Raw genomic sequence first — 20,378 nt, forward strand, 5'->3', positions numbered from 1 at the left:
CCGCCTGAACAAAAAACTGCGACTGCACATAATTGTACGTTATCTTGGAAAAGTCGAAAGGCTGGCCGTTGGTTAAATGGAAAATTGATTCCACGTATAGCTTCGGGTCGCCTTTTTCCAGCTCCAAATATTCCGCTTCTTCTTCGGTCAGTTTATCGACATGAAGGAACATATCTGTGAAGCCAATATTCAACCCCAATCCTTCCGTAATATAGTCGAAGATCGACTCCGTGATAATTTCTTTATTCAAATAAGTAACGATCGATTTATTGAAATACGATTCCTCTAAGCACAATGTCTGCCCTTGAATATAGCGGATCCGCTTCACATAATAAACATCATCATCGATCGACACATTCAAATTAAGAGCGGCTTCTTTGGTCGGTTTTCGGATATCCAACTCAAGCACTTTTGACGTCAGCTTGAAATCTTCCAGGATTTTTTTAAATCCTTTAGTGGAAAGAAGGCTGATGTAGCCCTTCCTTTTATGCCTTCTGACAAAAATCCCGCTTCCTCTAACCTGGAAGATCACCCCTTTTGTCTCCAGCAGCTCAAGCGCTTTCGTGACCGTGCTTTTGCTTACGCCGAATTGGTTCATCAAATCCTGCAAGACAGGAAGCTTGTCTCCTTGCTGGAGTTCGTGCTCTTCAATGTATTTCTCAAGTTCATCTGCAATGTGCTGGTATTTTAACATATGGCATTCCTCTTTAAGTTATTTGGCTGATAGATTACCAAGATTATATCATAGGCTATTCGAAACCTCATCCAATCAAATTATTTATTACTAATTACTTTGTTTCGTACTTGATTAATTGTACCGGTACAATCTATAATGAAAGCGTACACAAAAAAGGGGGGCTAAAAGTGGCCGCGAAAATTAGAGATTATTCAAAACTTGCAAAAGATATATTAGAAGCTGTAGGCGGGGAAGAGAACATTGTCAGTGCTACCCGCTGTGCAACGAGACTCCGAATCGTCTTAAAGCGTTCCAAACCGGAAGCGAAAGCAATCGTTTCAGAAATGCCGGGCGTAATTACCGTAGTGGAAACCGGTGGACAATTCCAAGTGGTCATCGGCCAGCATGTGGGAGATGTCTACGAAGAGTTTTCAAGCTTGGCGAAAGTTGATACATCGAGTGGCCCGAGTGAAAACAAAGGGACCATTTTAAATCGCGTCATTGCGACAATGTCCGCTGTTTTTGCCCCGTTTGTTTATATTTTGGCAGCAGCTGGTATTTTGCAAGGGCTGCTGATATTGATAAATTTATTGTTTCCTAGTTTTTCGGGAACAGGTACTTATGAAGTTTTTAGCTTTATATCCTGGGCACCATTTACATTTTTACCGATATTCATTGCTATAACAGCAGCAAACCACTTTAAAACAAATCCATATATAGCGGTTGCGGCTAGTGCGGCGTTGGTCAGTCCGACTTGGGCTGAGATGGCCGGAAGAATTGCAGCGGGAGAAAACATTACGTTTTTCGGCCTTGCTTTGAGTCAAACGGTGTACACATCATCTGTGTTGCCGCCGTTAATTTTAGTGTGGATGTTGTCTTACCTGGAGCGTTTCTTGAATAAACGGATCCACGAAATCGTTCGTCCGTTGTTTGTTCCGTTTTTATGTCTGATCATTATGGTTCCGTTAACGATTTTAGTGCTTGGTCCTCTTTCAACAATGGGAGCGAACGGAATTGCGAATGGCTATAACTTCTTGGCAGAGAATGCACCGGCTTTGGCTGGGGCAATTATTGGCGGCCTTTGGCAAGTGCTTGTTATTTTCGGCGTCCATTGGGGAATCACTCCAATGGTATTGGCAAACTTTGATTTGTACGGCCGCGACTCGTTCCAGGCATATCAGACGATTGCAGTTATTGCGCAAATCGGCGCTGTCTTGGGTGTTATCATCAAAGCAAAAAGCCAAGAAACACGGAAACTTGGTGTGTCAGCCGGTGTGACGGGATTGTTCGGCATCACAGAGCCTGCTATTTATGGAATTACGCTGAAGTTCAAGAAACCGTTTATCTTCGGAAGTATTGCAGGTGCAGTTGGCGCCATCACGGCAAGTTTCTTCAATCCGTATTACTTTGCGTATGCAGGGCTGCCAGGACCGTTAACAATTGTTAATGGAATCAGTCCAGAATACCCGATGTCTATTTGGGGAATCCTGGTTGGTGCTGCAATTGCCATTATCCTTCCGATTATCTTGATTCAAATCTTCGGATTTGGTGAGAATATGGCGAAAAAAGCGGGTGGAGATGCAGCGGAAGAACAAGGACAGCCTGAAACAGGCATTGACTACCAAAACGAAGAACCGATTGCTGCGCCATTAAGAGGGCAGATTGTTCCGCTTTCGGAGGTCTCGGATGAAGTGTTCAGTTCAGGTGCGATGGGGCAAGGTGTTGCCATTGAGCCATTGGACAATAAATTATACGCCCCGTTCGATGGAACGGTCGTAATGATTGCTTTAACAAAACATGCAATCGGCTTGCGTTCAAACGCAGGTGTTGAATTATTAGTGCACATCGGTTTAGATACCGTTAAATTGGACGGAAAACCGTTTACGCTGCATGTGGAAGATGGCGCCCAAATCAAAAAAGGCGACTTGCTTATCACATTTGATAAAGAAGCCATTCAAAAAGAAGGCATCAAAATCACGACACCGTTAATTATCACGAATACGCACTCTTACAAAGAAATTATTGTTGAGAACATTCTGGACGGCATCGTCGGAGAAAAATTGCTGACAGTCGTAAAATAAGGAGAGAGATACAATGAGTAAATTACCAAAGGATTTTCTATGGGGCGGCGCTTTAGCCGCTCACCAATTTGAAGGCGGCTGGAACCAAGGCGGAAAAGGGCCAAGTGTAGTGGATGTTTTGACAGCAGGCGCACACGGAGTACCAAGAGAAATCACAGAAACCGTCGAAGCGGATAAGTTCTACCCGAACCATGAAGCCATTGATTTCTATGGCAAATACAAAGAAGATATCGCGCTGTTTGCCGAAATGGGCTTGAAGTGCTTGCGGACATCAATCGGCTGGAGCCGCATTTTTCCGAAAGGCGACGAAGCGGAACCTTGCGAGGAAGGCTTGCAATTTTACGACAATGTGTTTGATGAATTGCTGAAGCACGGAATCGAACCGGTCATCACGCTTTCCCACTTTGAAATGCCGCTTCACTTGGCAAGAGAATACGGCGGATTCAGAAGCCGTAAAGTAGTGGATCATTTCGTGAAATTTGCTGAAGTTTCCTTCGGCCGCTATAAAGACAAAGTGAAATACTGGATGACGTTCAACGAGATCAACAACAAAATGGACGTCAACAACCCGCTGTTCTTATGGACAAATTCAGGCGTCATAGTCAAAGAAGGCGAAAACGCGAAAGAAGTGATGTACCAAGCAGGCCATCACGAACTGATCGCAAGCGCCTTGGCTGTAGCAAAAGGAAAAGCCATCAATTCTGATTTTCAAATCGGGGCTATGGTATCGCATGTGCCGATCTATCCTTACTCTTCAAACCCTGCGGACGTAATGCTTGCAGAAGAAGAAATGAGACAGCGCTATTTCTTCCCGGATGTCCATGTGCGCGGCTACTATCCTAACTATGCATTAAAAGAATTTGAACGTGAAGGCTACAACATCCCGTTTTTGCCGGGCGATGAGGAAATCCTAAGAAACGGCAAAGTTGATTATTTAGGCTTTAGCTATTACATGTCCACAACAGTGAGAAGCGATGTTGTAAACGACAACACAGGCAATATCACGAACGGCGGCTTGCCGAATGGCGTGGAAAACCCATACATCAAGTCAAGCGACTGGGGCTGGGCAATCGATCCGACGGGTTTAAGATATACCTTGAACCGTTTCTACGACCGCTACCAGATTCCATTGTTCATCGTCGAAAACGGCTTTGGCGCTATCGACACAGTGGAAGCAGACGGCTCGATTCACGACGAACAAAGAATCGAGTACTTGAAATCCCATATCGAAGCGTTAGAAAAAGCCGTTACTTACGATGGCGTCGACTTGATGGGCTACACACCATGGGGCATTATCGATATCGTCTCATTTACAACCGGAGAAATGAAAAAACGCTACGGCATGATCTACGTTGACCGCGACAATGAAGGCAACGGATCAATGGAGCGTTCGAAGAAAGATTCGTTCGAATGGTATAAGAAAGTCATTCAATCGAATGGCGAAGAGTTGTAAGAAAAATGAATAGTTAATGACTACCCGGATAAGGATGCTGCTATAAACAGCGCCGTATTCGGGTTTTTTTAATTAATGTTCAAGAAATGTTGATTATTAATAAATTAAAAACCTCAAAATTATATTGATTCTTAAAAAAATATTCATGTTAAGGAATCATACTATTTATTACTAATTTAGAATAATAGCTATACAGAAAAAGCTAAACAAGAAAATTTATTTCCAGAAAATTTAATACATTATATGAATTGCTAAATTAAATCTATAATGTTATTACAACGTATAAAAGAATAATTCAATTATAGAGACGAAAATATTCAAAAACAATAAATTGAAATATTATAAAGTTCTTGGACTGTTTGGAAAACAGAAATTTAAGTAGTGTTTTTAAGGTTAATAAATTTTCGGGAAATATGAATGAAGTTAAATTTTATTTAAGGAGTTAAATGTGAGATGACAAAATGGATTGAAAAAAAAGATTTGACTTATTGGTTAATAATAGTGATTTTAATTAGTTTATTGTCGTCAAATTTTGGTAAGAATGATGAAGCACTTTTGAACAATTGGAATTTTGCAGCGACAATTGTCTCTATAATTTTAGCTGTATTAGCAATAGTATATACATATGCACAAAGTTCGACGACTGTGCATTCAACTAATAAACTAGAGGAATCGGCGAAAAAAATAGAAGAGGTTTCTTCGGCATTGAACAAAATTAGCCTTGACGACCTGTTTAAAAATTTAGAGAATAAAATATTAGGTCTAGAAAAGAATGTCGATGAAAAGATGAAAATACATCTTGAGTCTTACTCAGAAAAAATCTTTGGTTTGTTTGGAAATGATATATCAGATAGTCCTATTAAAGAAGAAGATTTATTAAGCGCGGATCAATGGGATGATTATATAAAGCAGTATATTGAAAAGCCCTCTTTGGTTGGGATAGTCCTCGTTCATTTGCATTTTAAAAAAAAGTATAATTTGAGTTATGGATTTGGAGAAGTTGCAAGATGGTGGATTGATAGAACGAAAAATCAAAATTTATCTAAAGATGCATTAGTTGGTCATTTTAATGGAATAATTGGTATGTTAATGTCATTAAATATCGTGGATTTAGAGGCCGAAACAAGCGGAAGTGGTATAAAAAAGACAACAGTAAATCACATTGCTACAAATTTAGAAAAAGCAATTGAAAATTATGTAGAGTCCAATCCAGATAAAATTCTTATTAAGAGTACAAGAGAATTTGTCGATAAACTATAGAGTACCTTCTAGTCTAGCCGCTTTTGTATTTTGTATTAAAATAAATACAGTGTAAATTCTTATATTACTTAGACAAGCGCTTTCATAACCTTCAATAAAAAACAGGAAGCTTAGTCCCTTTATGGAAAAGGGGAGGTGAAATCATGAATGAATTTTTTGAAAGAGCATCAGGAAAAACTGAACGAAGCACTCGATAAGATTTATACGATCCCCCCCATATGATTTTCCAATCAGTATGGAGGAGCAAATAAATGTCGACAAAGAGCCGAGGAAAGTCCTAACATTGGAAAAGTTTGATTCAGCTATAAAAAATGGCAAGAACCAGGGCGCCATATTTAAGGAATACAGCGGCCATTTGAAATTTGCCCGAATGGGAATCGAAGTGCTGGAAAGGGAAAACAGGCCAGCAAGGGAGAACATGCGGATGATATCGCCAATATACGTTCGTTGCTGGAAAGTATAGAGGAATAAAACAAGAAGAAAATAATGCCCTTAAAAGTTTTTATCTATAACTTTTAAGGGCATTATTTTTTTAACTGATAAGAGTCGGCTGCTTTTCATTTCCGCGGACTCTTTCCGCAGGCGTGGCCTGAGCCTCCTTAGTCGCTGGGCTCCTTCCGTGGTCTCAGGACTCACGCTTAGCCTACTGGAGTTGCCGCCTGCAATACAAACAGCTTGTTTAAAAAATCATACAAAACCGCTTTTTATGATTCGGGTTATGAAGCAAAACAGAGAAGAGAATCGTGTACTCCTGCATCGCAGCAGTTTACGGAAAATTAATAATTACTATTAATGAACATGGTATTACCTCACACTCTCTCGCCAGCCGGCACTGTGCGTGCTGGAATCGGAATCAGGCATTTTACATCGCTTTCCAGGCCGAGCGGATCCGGGTTCAGCTGGAAATGATTGATGGCGTTGCCGATGATCCGGGCTCGTTTTTGCAGTTCGAAATCGTTCAATTCAACAGAATCGACGGAAATGTGCGAGTCTGATATTTCGATAGTGCGAATCGCTTGTTCATCTAGGACAGCCGCCAGCTGCAGGAAGTTCCACTGCTCTTTAATCGTAACTGAGTTGAAATGGTTATGCCCGTTTACGTATAGCCCCATGCCGTGTTTTTTGCTCAGCAATTCCCAGATCGGAATATCAGCCGGAATGCATAATTTATGTTTTTCGGAATTGGTTGTGGTGCCATGAACCGGGTGATGGGCAAAGACGAGGAGCGGTTTATCTTCGCTTTCTTCCACAACGCCTTCCAGCCAATTGAGCTGAGCGGAGTCGAGCGTTCCACCCCAATTCTCCAAATCTTGTTCTCTTTCTGTATCGATAAAAGCGAGAGTAGCTGAATCCGTTGAAATGGAATGGAATCGCTTTTGCCCTGTAATTGCGAGAACTTCATCGCGCGGCAAAGCGCACACGTCGTGGTTTCCCAGCACGTGGACAAACGGCTTGTTATGACGGTTAATCATTTCATAAACGTCGTCCAGTTCTTCTTTCAACCCGTAGTTTGTCAAATCGCCGATGGATATGTAGAGGTCTGCCGGCACCGAGAAAAACCGCTCCATAAAGGTTTCGTAAAATACCTTTCGATCTTCTTCAATAGCTACGTATGCGTCTTCAAGTGCCGGATAGTGCAAGTCGCCGATAACTGCAATTTTCAAACTTTCCATCTCCTCTCTATTGTGTAACAGCTTCAGTATTTCAGATAGATGCTAATTTGCTTTTAAGAACTTGTTAAGATTTGTAAAAATCTCGTTTTATCAGCTTAAAGAAATTTATACTGAAAACAATAGAACCAAAGAGGAGGTATGGAAATGAAACGACAATGGTGCAATGACGAGATGTTCAAGCGCCTGAAGCGGCATAAAAAAATCGCAGCGGTAAAAAACCATAAAGGAATTGAAAAGGCCTTGGCCAATAAGGACGACATTGCGGCGGTGTTTCTATTGGCAGGCTCTATTATGAATGTAAAACGATTTGTCGATGTGCTTCAAAAAGAAGGCATTCCGGTACTGGTACACGCAGAAAAAATCGGGGGGCTTCTGCTGAATAATGAGGGGCTGGATTTCATTGCCGATTATGTTCAGCCATTTGGCATCGTGACGACAAAGACAGCGCTCATCAAAAAAGCAAAAGAGCGCAAGTTGTTCGTTGTCCAGCGGGTGTTCATGATCGATTCGGAAGTTTACGACAGTGTTCTGGAAAATAAGCAAAAGCTTGCGCCCGATATGATTGAAATTATGCCTTCAGCGCTGTACGATGTGATCCGTTCTTACTCGGAGCTTCTCGATATCCCGGTCATTACCGGTGGATTGCTGTCTACGATGGAACATGTGGAAGCTTCCTTGGAAGCTGGGGCGCTGGCCGTCAGTACGTCTAATGAATCATTATGGGCTTGTGATTTTTCAAAAAGCGGATTGTTAAAGTGATTTTTACATCTTTACAACACAGCCTTAACAATAAGGGGCTACAATCGGAAGTGACAAGTAGATAGATGACCGGGTGCACTTAGAGAGACCTCAAATACCTCCGCAGACGCGGAAGGGTTATTTGAGGTCTTTTTGTTTTGCCATCCATTGTTTATCGCCTAAAAAAGAAACGGAGGCAGGGAAATGAAGAAACTCAGCTTTTTATTGGTAATGGCAGTGGCACTTATGGTTCTAGCAGCATGCAGCAGTTCAGGGGAAAGCAAAGGGAGCGAAGCGACAGCTTCCACTGAAGCTGAAAGCGAGAAAATTGAACTGACTTATTGGTATGCCTGGGGCGACAAAATTGGTGAAAACAACGAAAACTTGGTGAAACAGTTTAACGAGTCTCAAGACGAGATCCATGTGACTGCGGAATTCCAAGGCACATACGATGAGTTGCACGCAAAGACACAAGCGGCTTTTGCAGCTGGAAACGCACCGGAAGTAACGCAAAATGAAATCGCGTCAATCGGAATTTTTGCGAAGTCCGGCATGACACAAGATTTGACGGCCCTTGCTGAAAATGATTCGGACATAAACATGGAAGACTTTAACCAAGGCTTGATGGGAAATTCTTATGTTGACGGCAAATTGTACGGATTGCCTTACTTGAGAAGCACACCCATCCTTTACATGAATACGACGATGGCTGAAGAAGTGGGACTGGATCCAGCCGGCCCTAAAACTTGGGAAGAATTCCAGGAATACGCGAAAGCTTTTACTGATGAAGAAAAAGGCCGCGTGGGAGTATCCATGCCGATCGACATCTGGTTCTTTGAAGCATTTATTGCACAAGCGGGCGGTTCGACAATGAACGAAGACAGCACCGAAGTGACGTTTAACAGCGAAGCAGGTGTAGAAGCGTACGATCTTTGGAGAAAGATGGCGAAGGAAGGGACCATGAAATTGTCTTCCGGCACTGAAGCTGGCGAAAAGACGAGACAGGATTTCGTCAACGGCCATTCCGGCATGCACTTTGCCTCAACTGCCGATTTGTCTTACTTGCTGCAGCTTTCTGAAGAGCAAGGATTCGAATTGAACACGTACTTCTGGCCGAGCGGCAAAGAAGCGAAAGTGCCAACTGGCGGCGCGAACCTTGTGATGACAAACGGATTGGAAGAAGAGAAACAAAAAGCGGCATGGGAATTCATCAAATTCATGACAGCAACAGAGCAAACGGCTTATGCATCAGAGTTCACAGGATATTTGCCTAGCCGCAAGTCGGCAGCGGAGTCTGAGAAAATCCAGGCTTTGTACGAAGAAAAACCGCAATTCAAAGTGGCTGTCGACCAGCTTGAGAATGGAGTTGCGCGCCCGATGGCAGAGAATTACCCGGAAATCGTCCAAATTCTGATCGACGAACTAACGCGCGGCGTTTTGGATGAAAGCATCCCGACTCAAGAAGTTTTGGATAATGCAGCCGAAAAAGCAAACGCGTTGCTTGAATAGACTGCAGGTATATAAGTGAACGAGAAAATATTAGAGTAAAAAGAATTGGAGAGATTGCTCCGAGCGAACGCTTTTCACTCTTTCTTCTATAATTCTTCAATAGATATGAAGCAAAACAGCGGAGACGCCTGCGGGAAAGCGAGACAGCCGAGACCCCACAGGAAGCGAAGCGACCGAGGAGGCTTGGCGCTCGCCCGCGGCAAGCGCAGCTGTTTTGCGGAATATAGGTAGTATATAAAAACTGTTCAACTTAAATAGAGAAGGAAGTACTGAAAGGTGCTTCCTTTTCCAAATTCGAGGAGGCAATACTATGGATTGGCTAAAAGACATCAACGTACTGATTTTCGACATGGACGGAACCTTGTATCAGGATTATTCCTTTATGGGACGCTATATTCAAAAAATGATGCAGGCGAATCACACGGAAAGCGAAATCCAGCAGACAGTGGCGTTGGCTTATGACATTCTAGAAGGCAAGAAATCAATCAAGTTGGGCTTCTTGTATGATCCAAAAGAATTGATTTTTTACAGCCATAACGACTTGAATCCCGTGATCTCGTACAACTGGGACGGCATTGAAATTGAAATGGCCCAAAGAGGGGACGGTCCGCTTGCTTATATCGGCGACCCTTGGGGCATTGCCCATTTGATGGGCATAAAGAATAACATAGCTGAAGAAACGATGAAAAAGGCGTTTGAAGATGTGCGGGCGGAAATGCTGATGGCAGCTTACTGCATTATCAAACGGACGGATTTGTTCGATGAAATCAAAAAGCTGGAAAACAAGAAAGCCATCTTGATGACAAATTCCCCGCTGCCTACAGGCCAGGAATTTGTGGACTTCTTGGAAATCGGCGATGTGTTCGATGAATACTACTTTAACGGCAAGAAACCGCACGGCATCCAAGCGTTAATGGACAAGCTGTTTGATGAAGGCTATCAGCCGCAGGAAATCTTGTCGATCGGCGACCATCCATGGAATGACTTGTACCCTATCCATAAAGCGGGCGGCCATACGTGTTTGATCAGCCAGTACGAGCACAATGATGCGACAAGATGGTCGGCCTCAGTCAAGACCATCGATGAATTGGTGGATATAGTCCGGCAACTGAATGAAGCAACGATAACCGCAAACTGAAAGGAAGAGATGTATGGCTGAAATCAGACTCGAGAATATTTCTAAGGCATTCAATGAAGACCGTGTTGTCAAAAACATTTCGTTGACTATCAAAGAGGGCTCGTTCACCGTGCTTGTCGGCCCTTCCGGATGCGGAAAGTCAACCATCCTCAGAATGCTTGCCGGCTTTGAAAAGCAGACGGAAGGCGATATTTGGATCGGCGATAAGCTTGTCAACGACTTGAGCCCAAGCAAGCGCGATATTGCCATGGTGTTCCAGAACTATGCGCTTTATCCGACCATGACGGTCAAAGGCAATATTGAGTTCGGTTTAACAAACCGCAAAGTGCCGAAGAAAGAAAGGCAGCAACTAATCGAGGAAATTGCCGGAATTGTCGGCCTGACGGAGCACTTGAACAAAAAGCCTGACAAGCTATCAGGAGGGCAGCGGCAGCGTGTAGCGTTGGCTCGTGCGATGGTCAAAAAACCGAAAGTCTTCATCCTTGATGAGCCGTTGTCCAATCTTGACGCTAAACTGCGTACGCAGATGCGCGCGGAACTGATTCAACTGCACGAAAAGCTTGGAACCACGTTTGTCTATGTGACCCATGACCAGGTTGAAGCGATGTCAATGGGGGATGAAATCATCATCCTCAACCAGGGCGTCGTCCAGCAAAAAGCGGCGCCAATCGAAGTTTATGAGAATCCGGGAAATATCTTCGCGGCCGAATTTATTGGCCAGCCGCCTATGAATGTATTTGAGCGGAAAGCTTTCGCTGAGACACTTGAAGGTGTGCCGGAAGAAGCGCATTATATCGGATTCCGCCCAGAACATGCCGGCATTTCTTCGGCAGCTGTTTCAGTGCCTCATACAATCGAATTGGAAAGCGAGATTTTGGCGCTGGAAACCTTAGGGGCCGAATCGATTTATAAAGTGAAAAACCGCATCGGCGTCATGAACATTAGAAGTTTTTCGGCGCCGCTGCCGAAGCATGCCATTTGTTTTGTATCGATTCCACATGAAAAGCTGTATCCTTTTGGCGCCGATAAAGCAGCCGGCCCCGAACTGAACCTGTCGGTGAAAAAGGAGGCTGCACTCAATGGCATTGATTAAAGCTTCAATGGAAGTGGAGCAAAGAAAAGCGGAGCGGCGGAGCCTGGTTTCCTGGGCGAACGTTCGGCCTTATGCCATGATTTCCCCTGCAATCATTGTGTTCTGCCTGTTTTTCATCTATCCGATCGGGTACATGATTTACTTGAGTTTCCATGAATGGAACTTTGTCAGCCCGACAAAAGAGTTTGTTGGCGCTGCGAACTTTACCTACCTGTTGGCTGACCGGGACTTCCGGGAAGTAATTGTCAATTCGTTCATTTATACGTTTGCCTCGGTTTTTTTAACAATCAGCATTTCCTTGCTGCTTGCTTTATGGCTGAACCGCAGCGGCACGATCTACTCTTTTATGCAGGCATCCATTTTCAGCCCTCATATCATTTCGCTGGTTTCCGTTTCAATGCTGTGGATGTGGATCATGGACGCGGACTACGGGTTGCTGAATTGGGCGCTGAACCTTATCGGCATCGAATCGGTTCCTTGGCTGACAAGCCCCGATTATGCCCTTGCTTCTTTGATCCTGGTAGCGGTGTGGAAAGGGATTGGTTTCAATACGCTGGTATTTATCGCCGGACTGCAAAGCATTCCGAAAGATTTGTATGAAGCGGCCGAACTCGATCAGACTCCGCCGTGGAGAAGATTTTTGCGTCTGACTGTTCCGATGCTGTCGCCCACTTTGTTCTTCCTGACCATCATCGGGCTGATCAATTCCTTCCAGGTGTTTGAGACGATCAACTTGATGACTGCAGGAGGGCCGATCAATTCGACAAACACGTTTGTCTATTACATCTACCAGAACGGTTTCCAGTTCTTTAAGATTGGCTATGCGTCAGCAGCAGGTGTGGTTTTACTGGTGATATTAAGCGTTTTGACTGTCGTCTATTTCAAGGTATTGAGCAAACGCGTCCATTACAGATAGAAAAGTGAGGAGAAACAGATGAAGACACCGCCGATTTTCAAAGCCGTCAACGGGTTGGGCTTAATCCTGTTGTTCATCATTTTTGCGATGCCATTCATCTGGATGGCGAGTACCGCTTTTAAGACACTTGGCGAGACATTGACATTCCCGCCAGTATGGATTCCAGAAACGTTCCAATGGGGGAATTTTGCCCAAGCATGGAGTTCCGGTCCATTCCTAAAATACTTTTTCAATAGCGTTATCGTGACGCTGTTCATCTTGATTTTGCAATTCGCTACCATCATTCCAGCCGCGTATGCATTTGCCCGCTATAACTTCCCAATGAAGAATTTTTTCTTTGCACTGACAATGATTTGCCTGATGATTCCAAGCCAATTGATCTTTTTGCCGGTGTACTTGAATTTAAGTTCATGGGGAATTCTTGACACAATTTGGGGGCTTATCCTGCCTTTCGCTACCAGTGCATTCGGAATTTTCCTGCTGCGGCAATCGTTTATGCAAGTTCCGGAAGAACTGCTTGAGGCGGCGCGCCTCGACGACGCAACCGAATGGCAAATCATTCGGAAAATCATGCTGCCGCTTGCCAAACCGGTCTTGGTGACGCTCGCTTTGTTCAGTTTTATCGCCCACTGGAACGATTATTTCTGGCCTTTGGTCATGACGACAAATGATACCGCGCGTACGTTGCCGCTCGGAATTGCCATGCTGCGCCAAGTGGAAGGCGGCGCGTCCTGGAATATCGTGATGGCAGGAAATCTTCTGTTGGTGCTGCCGATCCTGATCGTTTTCTTTTTTGCACAGCGCCACATCATCCGGGCTTTTGTTTACACAGGAGTAAAATAGGGAGGCAAACAGATGAGAAAGTTAATCGCCCACAGAGGCTGGTCAGGAAAAGCACCGGAAAATACATTGAGCGCCATCAAATTGGCGCTTGAAGAACCAAAAATCGACTGCATTGAAATTGATGTGCATTTGACCAAAGATGGGATTCCGGTAGTCATCCACGATTTCACAGTGGATCGGACAACGAATGGCAGCGGCTATATCAGAGACATGACAGCTGTGGATGTAAAAGCGCTAGATGCAGGCAGCTGGTTCCATCCGGTTTTTGCTGGAGAACAAATCCCTTTGCTCGAAGAAGTGCTCTTGGTTGCAGGTGGCAAGAAAAAGCTGCTGATCGAATTGAAGCAGATGGCAGGCATGTATGCAGGTTTGGAAGAAAAAGTGATCGAGCTGATATGTAAATATGGTCTCGAAGGCGATTGCGATTTGATTTCCTTTGACCACAAAAGCCTCCAGACCTGCATGAAATATAGCAAAGAAGTAAAGCGGACGCTTGTGATGCTCGGGTCGCCATTATTACTGGTCGATCAAGTGAACGAAATCGGGGCTTCGGCCGTGTCGATGAACCATTTGTATGTGGATCAGGAAATGGTGGAAAGCCTCAGCAGCAACGGAATCGAGCTGGTGGTCTGGACGGTCGACCAAAAAGTGGAAGCGGAAAGGGTTCTGGGATTCGATGGAGCAATCGCTTTGACGACCAATCATCCGGAGCGTTTGTGGGCTTAAGAGGCGATTGTAAGAGAGCAGCAAATTGACAACCCAAAAAAGAAAAGCGTTTACGGGAATGATTCTTGGCACAGTTGTCGCCTTAACAAACGTCCCGGATTCGGCATTCTCTTCAGAAGCAATGGACAAAGGGGTTGCGATTGAACCGGCATCCGAAAAAGTCGTATCGCCGATCATCGTGACCAACTGTTCCAGCTATAGTGCAGTTAATGCCACGCAGGAAGGCATAGCCAGCAGCAAAATTAATGGCTTCAGCCAGTGATAAAGAAGCAAGCATTGCTTAAATGGGCAAGAAAACGGCCCAGCCTTAGATAAAAAGAAAGCACTTCACCGGTTTACTCGACCGTTGAAGTGCTTTCCTTATTTTTGGAACGCGCGTCTCACTGCATCCACATACTGCGTGGCAGCATGTTGGCTGATTCCGGCGTCAGGCGCCAGCATATCAAATCCGTGAAAACAGCCTGGGTAGAGATGAAATTCAGTTGGGACTCCTGCCTGGGACAACTTTGTTACGTATTCCAAGGTTTCATCGCGGAATGGATCCAAATCGCCGACACAAGTATAAGTGGGAGGAAGCTCCTCGAAAGATTCTGCTCGGGCGGGAGCCGCGAATGGCGAGACTTCTCCACCGTAATTGGAACCGAGATAAGCTGACCAGCCATGGATATTTTTTTCTTTGTTCCAAACCCGTTCATCTGAAAATTCATGGCTTGATTTTGTGATGATACGGTCATCAATCATTGGATAAAGCGGCATTTGGAAAGAAATGGACGGGCCTTTTCGGTCTCTTGCCAATAATGAGACTGCCGCTGTCAATCCGCCGCCGGCACTGGCGCCGGCCACGGCAATTCGGGAAGCATCCACGCCTAGTTCTTCGGCATGTTCGGCAAACCATTTCAAAGCCGCATAGCAATCTTCGACGGGTCCGGGGAACGGGGTTTCAGGTGCAAGGCGGTAATCGACAGATACGACAACGCAATTGGCCTCGAGGACAAAACGTTGGCACAAGGCATCGTCCATTTCGGGAATGCCGATCACATAACCGCCGCCGTGGATCCATAACAGCCCGGGCAGCTCTTCATGTTTTGCGAAAGGCTCATAAATTCTGACACGAACTTCAGGATCGCCAGGAGGCCCGGGTATGAATTTATCTATAGTTGTAACGGAGTCGTGCTGTTGAGGGTTGGCTAAAACCATTTCATTGAGTGAGCTTCTTACCATTGCTAAACTTTCGGGAGTAAGAGGTGCTGCTGGCAAGACCGAGAACATAGCTTTTAAATCCGGATGCACTTTTTCTTCCATAAAAAATCCCCCTTTATTTTTTCGATAGTTGATTTATTCTACGTGTCACAGATTAATGCCTTTTTCTATTTTAAATTTTTCTGTTTCTCCTGCTGCTTTGCCGGGAAACTTGTTTGATGCATCGAATTTCTGTGCATTTGTTCTACAAAGGTCTGTTGAATTGCTTGCAGCGTTTTTTTACAACTAGTACGGGGCATAGCGCATACTATTAAAAGAATCTTATTGCTGAAGAATACTTCTTTTCATATATGCTATTATAGAAAATGAATAAATATCATATACAACTAAGTACAACAGGAGGTCCACCAATGGACAACAACGACTTACTGATCCGGTTACGATATGCATTAGACATAAAAAATAACGACATGGTGGAAATCTTCAAACTCGGCGGCATTGAGCTGACGAAAGAAGAAGTGCTGAAAGTGCTGACGAAGTCGCCGGACAGCGACGATGAAGCTGATGGTATTTGGGATGAAAGTGAAAATGAAGATCATATCAAAGCGGACAATGCGATGTTCGAGTCGTTTTTAAATGGATTGATCATTTTCAAGCGCGGCCGACAAGAGCCGAAGCCAGGGCAGCCGGCAACGCCGCCATTAACAAACGAACCGTCTAAAAACTTGCTGCTGAAGAAAGTGAAAATTGCACTGCAGCTGACGAGTGAAGATATGCTTGAGATTTTGCAGCTTGCTGGAGTAACGGTAACAAAAAGCGAAATGAGCGCGATGCTGCGGAAGCAAGGCCATAAGAATTACAGCATCTGCGGTGACCGGTATGCGCGGAACTTCTTAAAAGGGCTGGCTATCAAGTACCGGAAATAAGAAGAATGGGCAGACTGGAAATGCAATCCTTGTTTCGATGAGGATTGCATTTTCTTATTAAACAATATAAAGGCAAGGAGAATGAAGATGCAGATTGATTTCTCGGAGATCGACACGTCAGCGTATAACGAAATGGCTATAGCGATGTTTATCTTTGTCTTGGGAATAGCAGCGGCCGCGTGGCTGATCAGTGCAGTGCTGTCTCAATTAAAAGTGCCGGCGGTTGTTGTAAATACAATCATCACTCTTATTGTGCTTGGCTGTTTGTATTACGGTGCAAGATATTTCCTTTGATAGGTGAAGAATTTTGCAGAAGGATTTTAGTTGGGGCCGGCGCGCAGGGAAATTCCGCGGCTAATTACTGGAAATTGGAAAGTGAAATAGAAATGCAATCCTTAATAGTTTAAGGATTGCATTTTTTATTTTGTATTTCATAGTTGGCTGCACGACCCACATCCTATAGGCTCGAAAGCCTCAGCCGGAATGAAAATCAGCTGCTTCATATAAGAATTTCAAAACTTCATGTAGAAAACGAAAAACTTCACGTGAAAAACCATAAAATCATAACGACATTATAACCTCACCGCCAGACATATTATCTGAAAGGGTAGGGGATTTGTCGTTATCGGGTTTAGGCGTAAACTTTTTATTCCTAAGAAAACCTTGACATAACAAGGTTTATAAACTCGTATAAATTTATTTCGGAAAATGTATTGACTATTTTAAATAGTCAGACATATAATACTAATTAATATAACGTCATATGACGTTATAAATAATGGAGGTGTCGAAATGAAACAAGATCAAGGAACATTAATCGAAGATGTAGTGGGCGTAACAGAGACAAAAAGCGTTCAAGGAGTAAATATGAAACCGGAACATGCAGCTCAGATTGCAGCTGTGATCGATGCAGTTAATGCAAAGAATATCGAGAATGTATACTTTGTGGCATGTGGCGGTTCAATGGCTTCATTATCTTTCGGCGAGTACTTTGTAAGCAAAGAAATTGAAACTCCGAGTTTCGTATATACTTCTAACGAGTTCATCCACCGCGATCCTAAATCACTTGGTGAGAACAGCTTAGTGATTTTGCGCTCCCACTCAGGAACAACTCCGGAAACTGTGGAAGCTGCGAGCTTTGCTAAAGCGAAGGGCGCATTGACTGTAGCAATTTCAATGGAAGCTGAATCTCCACTGGCCCAAGCAGCTGAGCTTCTCGTTCATTACAACTATAAAGATGGTTCAGATGCTATCGACGGCGAAGCAGGCATGTTCTATACGTTGATCTTCGAACTATTAAATGCATTGTCTCCAAATGAAAAATACAAGCGAGTTGTGAATCAGCTGCCGAGTCTCGGAAACTTGATCGAGAAAAACCAGGCGAAGTTCGCGGAAGCTGCAAATGAGTTCGGCAAGAAAAACAAACGCGAAAAAATCATTTACACAATGGCAAGCGGTGCATACATCCATCACGCGTATTCGTTTACAAGCTGCTTGCTGATGGAGATGCTTTGGATCCACTCGAACGCCATCCATTCGGGTGAATTCTTCCACGGCCCATTTGAAATCACGGATTACGATGTGCCTTTCTTAGTCGTTAAAGGCGAAGGTTCCAGCCGTCCGCTTGATCAGCGCGCCATCGATTTTGCTGAGAAGTTCAGCGACAAAGTGGAAGTGGTGGACATTGCAACACTAGACTACGAAGGAATCGATGAAGATTTGAAGGAATACTTCGGACCGGCTTTGACAGGTTTCGTTTTAAGACTTTATGCAGACGGTTTAGCAGAACACACAGGCCACCCGTTGTCCGTCAGAAGATATATGTGGAAAATGGAATATTAAGTATGTAGATTTTCTACATACTTTTTTCCGAAAAAGCAAAGGCTCTACCATTTGAAGGGGGTTTTGAAATGAAGAAGATGCTATTGTTCTCAATGTTTTTGCTTCTCCTCAGTTCGATTTTGTCTGCATGTAATTCGAGTGATGCAACTACCGCCGCCAATGAAGATGGAAAAGTCGTCATCGACTTTTTCCACCGCTGGCCAAATGAGCCCCGCAAGTCTTTCTACGATGAAAAAATTAAAGAATATATGGAAGCGAACCCAGACGTCCATATCAATGTGAACTCGGTTTTGAACGATTCGTACAAAGAAAAGATTAAAGTATTAGTTTCCAGTGACGACCTGCCGGACATTTTCTCTTCTTGGTCGTATTCATTTGCTGAAAACTTGGTGTCATCAGAAAAGATCATGCCGCTAAATGACGTTCTTAGTGAAGATACGGAATGGTCATCAAGCATCATCGAATCCCAGTATGACGGTTTTAAATTTGACGAAGAAACATACGGAGTTCCATTTACAGTCGATGGAAAAGCGTTTTTCTACAACAAAGCTATCTTTGAGGAAAACAATATTGCCGTTCCTAAAACGTACGATGAGTTTATTACTGCACTCGACTCTTTGAAGCAAGCGGGCTTTGAACAGCCGCTAGTGGAAGGGTTAACTGATACGTGGGCCATTTCCCACTACCTTGGAACAATTTTTGAACGGGTTGTCGACCCCGCTGTGTTGGAAAAAGACTACGCTGCAGAAACAGGGGAGTTCACAGATCCTGGCTATATCCAGGGTTTGGAAATCTTCAAAGAGTTGACGACTTACATGGGCGACGTTTCCACAGCGATGGACCACGAAGCAGCCCGCAATATGTTCGCAGCAGGAGAAGTGCCGGTCCTGTACATGCAATTCGCAGAGGTCAAGATGGTGGAAGAAGCGGGCGATGTTGAAATCGGTTTCTTCGACTTCCCAGCAGTTGAAGATGGAAAAGGCGATCCGACGGCATTGACAGGTGCGCCGGAAGGCTGGATGGTCAGCAAAACAGCGCCGAAAGAAACGGTCGATTTCTTAAAATTCCTGACTTCTGAAGAAACGGCTGCTGAATTCACGAAAACAGATGGCCAATTGAACGCAGTCAAAGGAGCAGTCACGCCAGACAACGTCAATGCAACAAGCCAGGAAGCTTATGAATTGGTGACTAATGCTTCTTCAACAGCTCCATGGTTTGATAACGCAGTCAACATCAACATTGCGGACGTGTTTATGCGCGGCGGCCAGGAATTGGCTACCGGCCAATCCACTCCACAAGACATTATGAAAACAGTTCAGCAAGAAGCGCAGAGCCTTAGAGAGTAAAACGAAAAAAATTAAATAAGTCCTAATGTTCTTGGAATGTTAGGACTTATTATAATGAGAGAAGGTGTATGTATGATTGCCAGAAAAATCCCGCTTATTCCAACCTTGTTCCTTTTGCCAAGTTTATTGTTTTTGAGCATCTTCATTTACTTTCCGCTGGTCCAGAATCTGTACAACAGTTTTTTCGAGTTTAGTGTATTCTCCCCGACAAAAGAGTTTGTCGGCTTCGCTTCATTTCAACAGTTGATCCAGGATAAAGTGATTGTGGCGGCATTCATAAACAATGTGAAATACGCTGTCATCTCCGTTTTATTCCAAGTGTTTTTCGCGTTGATTCTTGCGACAATTTTGGAAGACAAAGTCTTTAGACGAATAGCGCCAGCTTTGCGCGTGATTTACTTTATGCCCGTAATGATTTCCATTTCAGTAATTGCATTGTTGTTCACATTTGTTTACAACCCGCAAATGGGGCTTTTGAATAGTTTCTTAGAGTTAATCGGATTAGAAAACTTGGCTACTCCTTGGTTAGGAAATGCTACAACAGCAATCTACGCAGTCATTGCGATGTCCCAATGGCAAAGCATCGGGTTCATCACGATGCTGTTCATCGTAGCGATTCAAAAAATTCCTAAAGAGTTATACGAGGCAGCTGATATAGATGGAGCAGGGAAGATAAGAAAATTCTTCAATATTACGATTCCACAAGTTAAAGAAACCATGTTTGTAAATGTGCTGATTACAGTGACAGGGTCAATCCTGGTTTTCAACGAGCCATTTATCTTAACCGGCGGAGGACCGGGCTTTAGTTCAACGACGCTGTCAGTATTGATGTACGAGCAAGGATTTGGCAAAGACAATATGGGCTATGCCTCAGCCATCGCCACCTTGATTTTTGTCTTGTCCGCCATTTTCGCACTGATTCAAATTAGGGTTTCCGGAACAGGAAAGGATGATTAGG

General features: G+C 43.9%; 19 protein-coding genes. 16 read left to right on the forward strand and 3 right to left on the reverse strand.

Translation table 11 applies throughout. The features are described from left to right. Positions 1-694: GntR family transcriptional regulator (locus tag FQV28_RS02230; protein WP_146493978.1), on the reverse strand; the 694-nt coding region annotated here is incomplete at its 3' end. Between the two features lie 170 nt (positions 695-864). Between FQV28_RS02230 and FQV28_RS02235 the strand changes: the two genes are divergently transcribed. From FQV28_RS02235 to FQV28_RS02245, 3 genes are all read left to right on the forward strand, one after another. Continuing rightward, positions 865-2,757 (forward strand): beta-glucoside-specific PTS transporter subunit IIABC, encoded by a 1,893-nt coding sequence (locus tag FQV28_RS02235; RefSeq protein WP_146493979.1) that lies wholly within the window; start codon positions 865-867, stop codon positions 2,755-2,757. A gap of 13 nt (positions 2,758-2,770) precedes the next feature. After that, positions 2,771-4,210 carry a 6-phospho-beta-glucosidase BglA gene (bglA, locus tag FQV28_RS02240; RefSeq protein WP_146493980.1) on the forward strand — a complete coding sequence of 480 codons (1,440 nt, stop codon included), beginning with the start codon at positions 2,771-2,773 and terminating at the stop codon, positions 4,208-4,210. A 453-nt stretch (positions 4,211-4,663) separates the two neighbouring features. Further along, entirely contained in the window at positions 4,664-5,470 is an 807-nt protein-coding gene (locus tag FQV28_RS02245; protein WP_146493981.1) for a hypothetical protein, read from the forward strand. A gap of 809 nt (positions 5,471-6,279) precedes the next feature. On the opposite strand, the gene FQV28_RS02250 is transcribed toward FQV28_RS02245, so the two are convergent. Next, positions 6,280-7,134 (reverse strand): metallophosphoesterase family protein, encoded by an 855-nt coding sequence (locus FQV28_RS02250; protein ID WP_186763762.1) that lies wholly within the window; start codon positions 7,132-7,134, stop codon positions 6,280-6,282. A 153-nt stretch (positions 7,135-7,287) separates the two neighbouring features. Between FQV28_RS02250 and FQV28_RS02255 the strand changes: the two genes are divergently transcribed. The 8 genes from FQV28_RS02255 (at position 7,288) to FQV28_RS19660 (ending at position 14,368) form a co-directional block, all read left to right on the forward strand. Next, on the forward strand, positions 7,288-7,902 hold the full coding sequence (locus tag FQV28_RS02255) for a glycerol-3-phosphate responsive antiterminator (RefSeq protein ID WP_146493983.1): 615 nt from the start codon (positions 7,288-7,290) through the stop codon (positions 7,900-7,902). Positions 7,903-8,085: 183 nt separating this feature from the next. Continuing rightward, on the forward strand, positions 8,086-9,390 hold the full coding sequence (locus tag FQV28_RS02260) for an ABC transporter substrate-binding protein (protein ID WP_146493984.1): 1,305 nt from the start codon (positions 8,086-8,088) through the stop codon (positions 9,388-9,390). A gap of 310 nt (positions 9,391-9,700) precedes the next feature. Then, positions 9,701-10,528: an HAD family hydrolase gene (locus FQV28_RS02265; protein WP_146493985.1), complete on the forward strand. Its 828-nt coding sequence runs from the start codon at positions 9,701-9,703 to the stop codon at positions 10,526-10,528. A 13-nt stretch (positions 10,529-10,541) separates the two neighbouring features. After that, complete coding sequence (locus FQV28_RS02270) at positions 10,542-11,621, forward strand: ABC transporter ATP-binding protein (RefSeq protein ID WP_146493986.1); 1,080 nt, start codon at positions 10,542-10,544, stop codon at positions 11,619-11,621. Further along, on the forward strand, positions 11,608-12,537 hold the full coding sequence (locus FQV28_RS02275) for a carbohydrate ABC transporter permease (protein WP_370455098.1): 930 nt from the start codon (positions 11,608-11,610) through the stop codon (positions 12,535-12,537). Before FQV28_RS02270 ends, FQV28_RS02275 begins: the two co-directional genes overlap by 14 nt. Before the next feature lie 18 nt (positions 12,538-12,555). Beyond that, positions 12,556-13,380, forward strand: a complete 825-nt coding sequence (locus tag FQV28_RS02280; protein WP_146493987.1) for a carbohydrate ABC transporter permease — start codon at positions 12,556-12,558, stop codon at positions 13,378-13,380. A 12-nt stretch (positions 13,381-13,392) separates the two neighbouring features. Beyond that, entirely contained in the window at positions 13,393-14,106 is a 714-nt protein-coding gene (locus FQV28_RS02285) for a glycerophosphodiester phosphodiesterase (RefSeq protein ID WP_146493988.1), read from the forward strand. Positions 14,107-14,131: 25 nt separating this feature from the next. Then, complete coding sequence (locus FQV28_RS19660) at positions 14,132-14,368, forward strand: PTS glucose transporter subunit IIA (RefSeq protein WP_370455099.1); 237 nt, start codon at positions 14,132-14,134, stop codon at positions 14,366-14,368. Between the two features lie 98 nt (positions 14,369-14,466). On the opposite strand, the gene FQV28_RS02295 is transcribed toward FQV28_RS19660, so the two are convergent. Next, on the reverse strand, positions 14,467-15,408 hold the full coding sequence (locus tag FQV28_RS02295; protein WP_146493989.1) for an alpha/beta hydrolase: 942 nt from the start codon (positions 15,406-15,408) through the stop codon (positions 14,467-14,469). A gap of 308 nt (positions 15,409-15,716) precedes the next feature. Between FQV28_RS02295 and FQV28_RS02300 the strand changes: the two genes are divergently transcribed. The 5 genes from FQV28_RS02300 to FQV28_RS02320 all read left to right on the forward strand — a co-directional run bounded on the left by FQV28_RS02300 (position 15,717) and on the right by FQV28_RS02320 (position 20,377). Beyond that, entirely contained in the window at positions 15,717-16,232 is a 516-nt protein-coding gene (locus FQV28_RS02300) for a YehS family protein (RefSeq protein ID WP_146493990.1), read from the forward strand. A gap of 87 nt (positions 16,233-16,319) precedes the next feature. Beyond that, on the forward strand, positions 16,320-16,526 hold the full coding sequence (locus FQV28_RS02305; RefSeq protein WP_146493991.1) for a hypothetical protein: 207 nt from the start codon (positions 16,320-16,322) through the stop codon (positions 16,524-16,526). Between the two features lie 498 nt (positions 16,527-17,024). After that, the gene (locus FQV28_RS02310) at positions 17,025-18,074 is read left to right on the forward strand and encodes an SIS domain-containing protein (RefSeq protein ID WP_255472767.1); all 1,050 of its coding nucleotides are present in this window, start codon (positions 17,025-17,027) and stop codon (positions 18,072-18,074) included. Positions 18,075-18,142: 68 nt separating this feature from the next. Continuing rightward, positions 18,143-19,420 carry an ABC transporter substrate-binding protein gene (locus FQV28_RS02315; RefSeq protein ID WP_146493992.1) on the forward strand — a complete coding sequence of 426 codons (1,278 nt, stop codon included), beginning with the start codon at positions 18,143-18,145 and terminating at the stop codon, positions 19,418-19,420. A gap of 75 nt (positions 19,421-19,495) precedes the next feature. Next, the gene (locus tag FQV28_RS02320) at positions 19,496-20,377 is read left to right on the forward strand and encodes a carbohydrate ABC transporter permease (RefSeq protein WP_370455103.1); all 882 of its coding nucleotides are present in this window, start codon (positions 19,496-19,498) and stop codon (positions 20,375-20,377) included. Position 20,378 lies beyond the last annotated feature (1 nt).

The sequence above is a fragment of the Planomicrobium sp. CPCC 101079 genome (assembly GCF_007859275.1).
Classification (GTDB): Bacteria; Bacillota; Bacilli; order Bacillales_A; family Planococcaceae; genus Planococcus.

Coding starts and splice junctions, on each gene's coding strand:
- bglA (WP_146493980.1), top strand. CDS start 2,771: ATGAGTAAATTACCAAAGGATTTTCTATGGGGCGGCGCTTTAGCCGCT.
- FQV28_RS02245 (WP_146493981.1), top strand. CDS start 4,664: ATGACAAAATGGATTGAAAAAAAAGATTTGACTTATTGGTTAATAATA.
- FQV28_RS02255 (WP_146493983.1), top strand. CDS start 7,288: ATGAAACGACAATGGTGCAATGACGAGATGTTCAAGCGCCTGAAGCGG.
- FQV28_RS02260 (WP_146493984.1), top strand. CDS start 8,086: ATGAAGAAACTCAGCTTTTTATTGGTAATGGCAGTGGCACTTATGGTT.
- FQV28_RS02265 (WP_146493985.1), top strand. CDS start 9,701: ATGGATTGGCTAAAAGACATCAACGTACTGATTTTCGACATGGACGGA.
- FQV28_RS02270 (WP_146493986.1), top strand. CDS start 10,542: ATGGCTGAAATCAGACTCGAGAATATTTCTAAGGCATTCAATGAAGAC.
- FQV28_RS02275 (WP_370455098.1), top strand. CDS start 11,608: ATGGCATTGATTAAAGCTTCAATGGAAGTGGAGCAAAGAAAAGCGGAG.
- FQV28_RS02280 (WP_146493987.1), top strand. CDS start 12,556: ATGAAGACACCGCCGATTTTCAAAGCCGTCAACGGGTTGGGCTTAATC.
- FQV28_RS02285 (WP_146493988.1), top strand. CDS start 13,393: ATGAGAAAGTTAATCGCCCACAGAGGCTGGTCAGGAAAAGCACCGGAA.
- FQV28_RS02295 (WP_146493989.1), bottom strand. CDS start 15,408: ATGGAAGAAAAAGTGCATCCGGATTTAAAAGCTATGTTCTCGGTCTTG.
- FQV28_RS02300 (WP_146493990.1), top strand. CDS start 15,717: ATGGACAACAACGACTTACTGATCCGGTTACGATATGCATTAGACATA.
- FQV28_RS02305 (WP_146493991.1), top strand. CDS start 16,320: ATGCAGATTGATTTCTCGGAGATCGACACGTCAGCGTATAACGAAATG.
- FQV28_RS02310 (WP_255472767.1), top strand. CDS start 17,025: ATGAAACAAGATCAAGGAACATTAATCGAAGATGTAGTGGGCGTAACA.
- FQV28_RS02315 (WP_146493992.1), top strand. CDS start 18,143: ATGAAGAAGATGCTATTGTTCTCAATGTTTTTGCTTCTCCTCAGTTCG.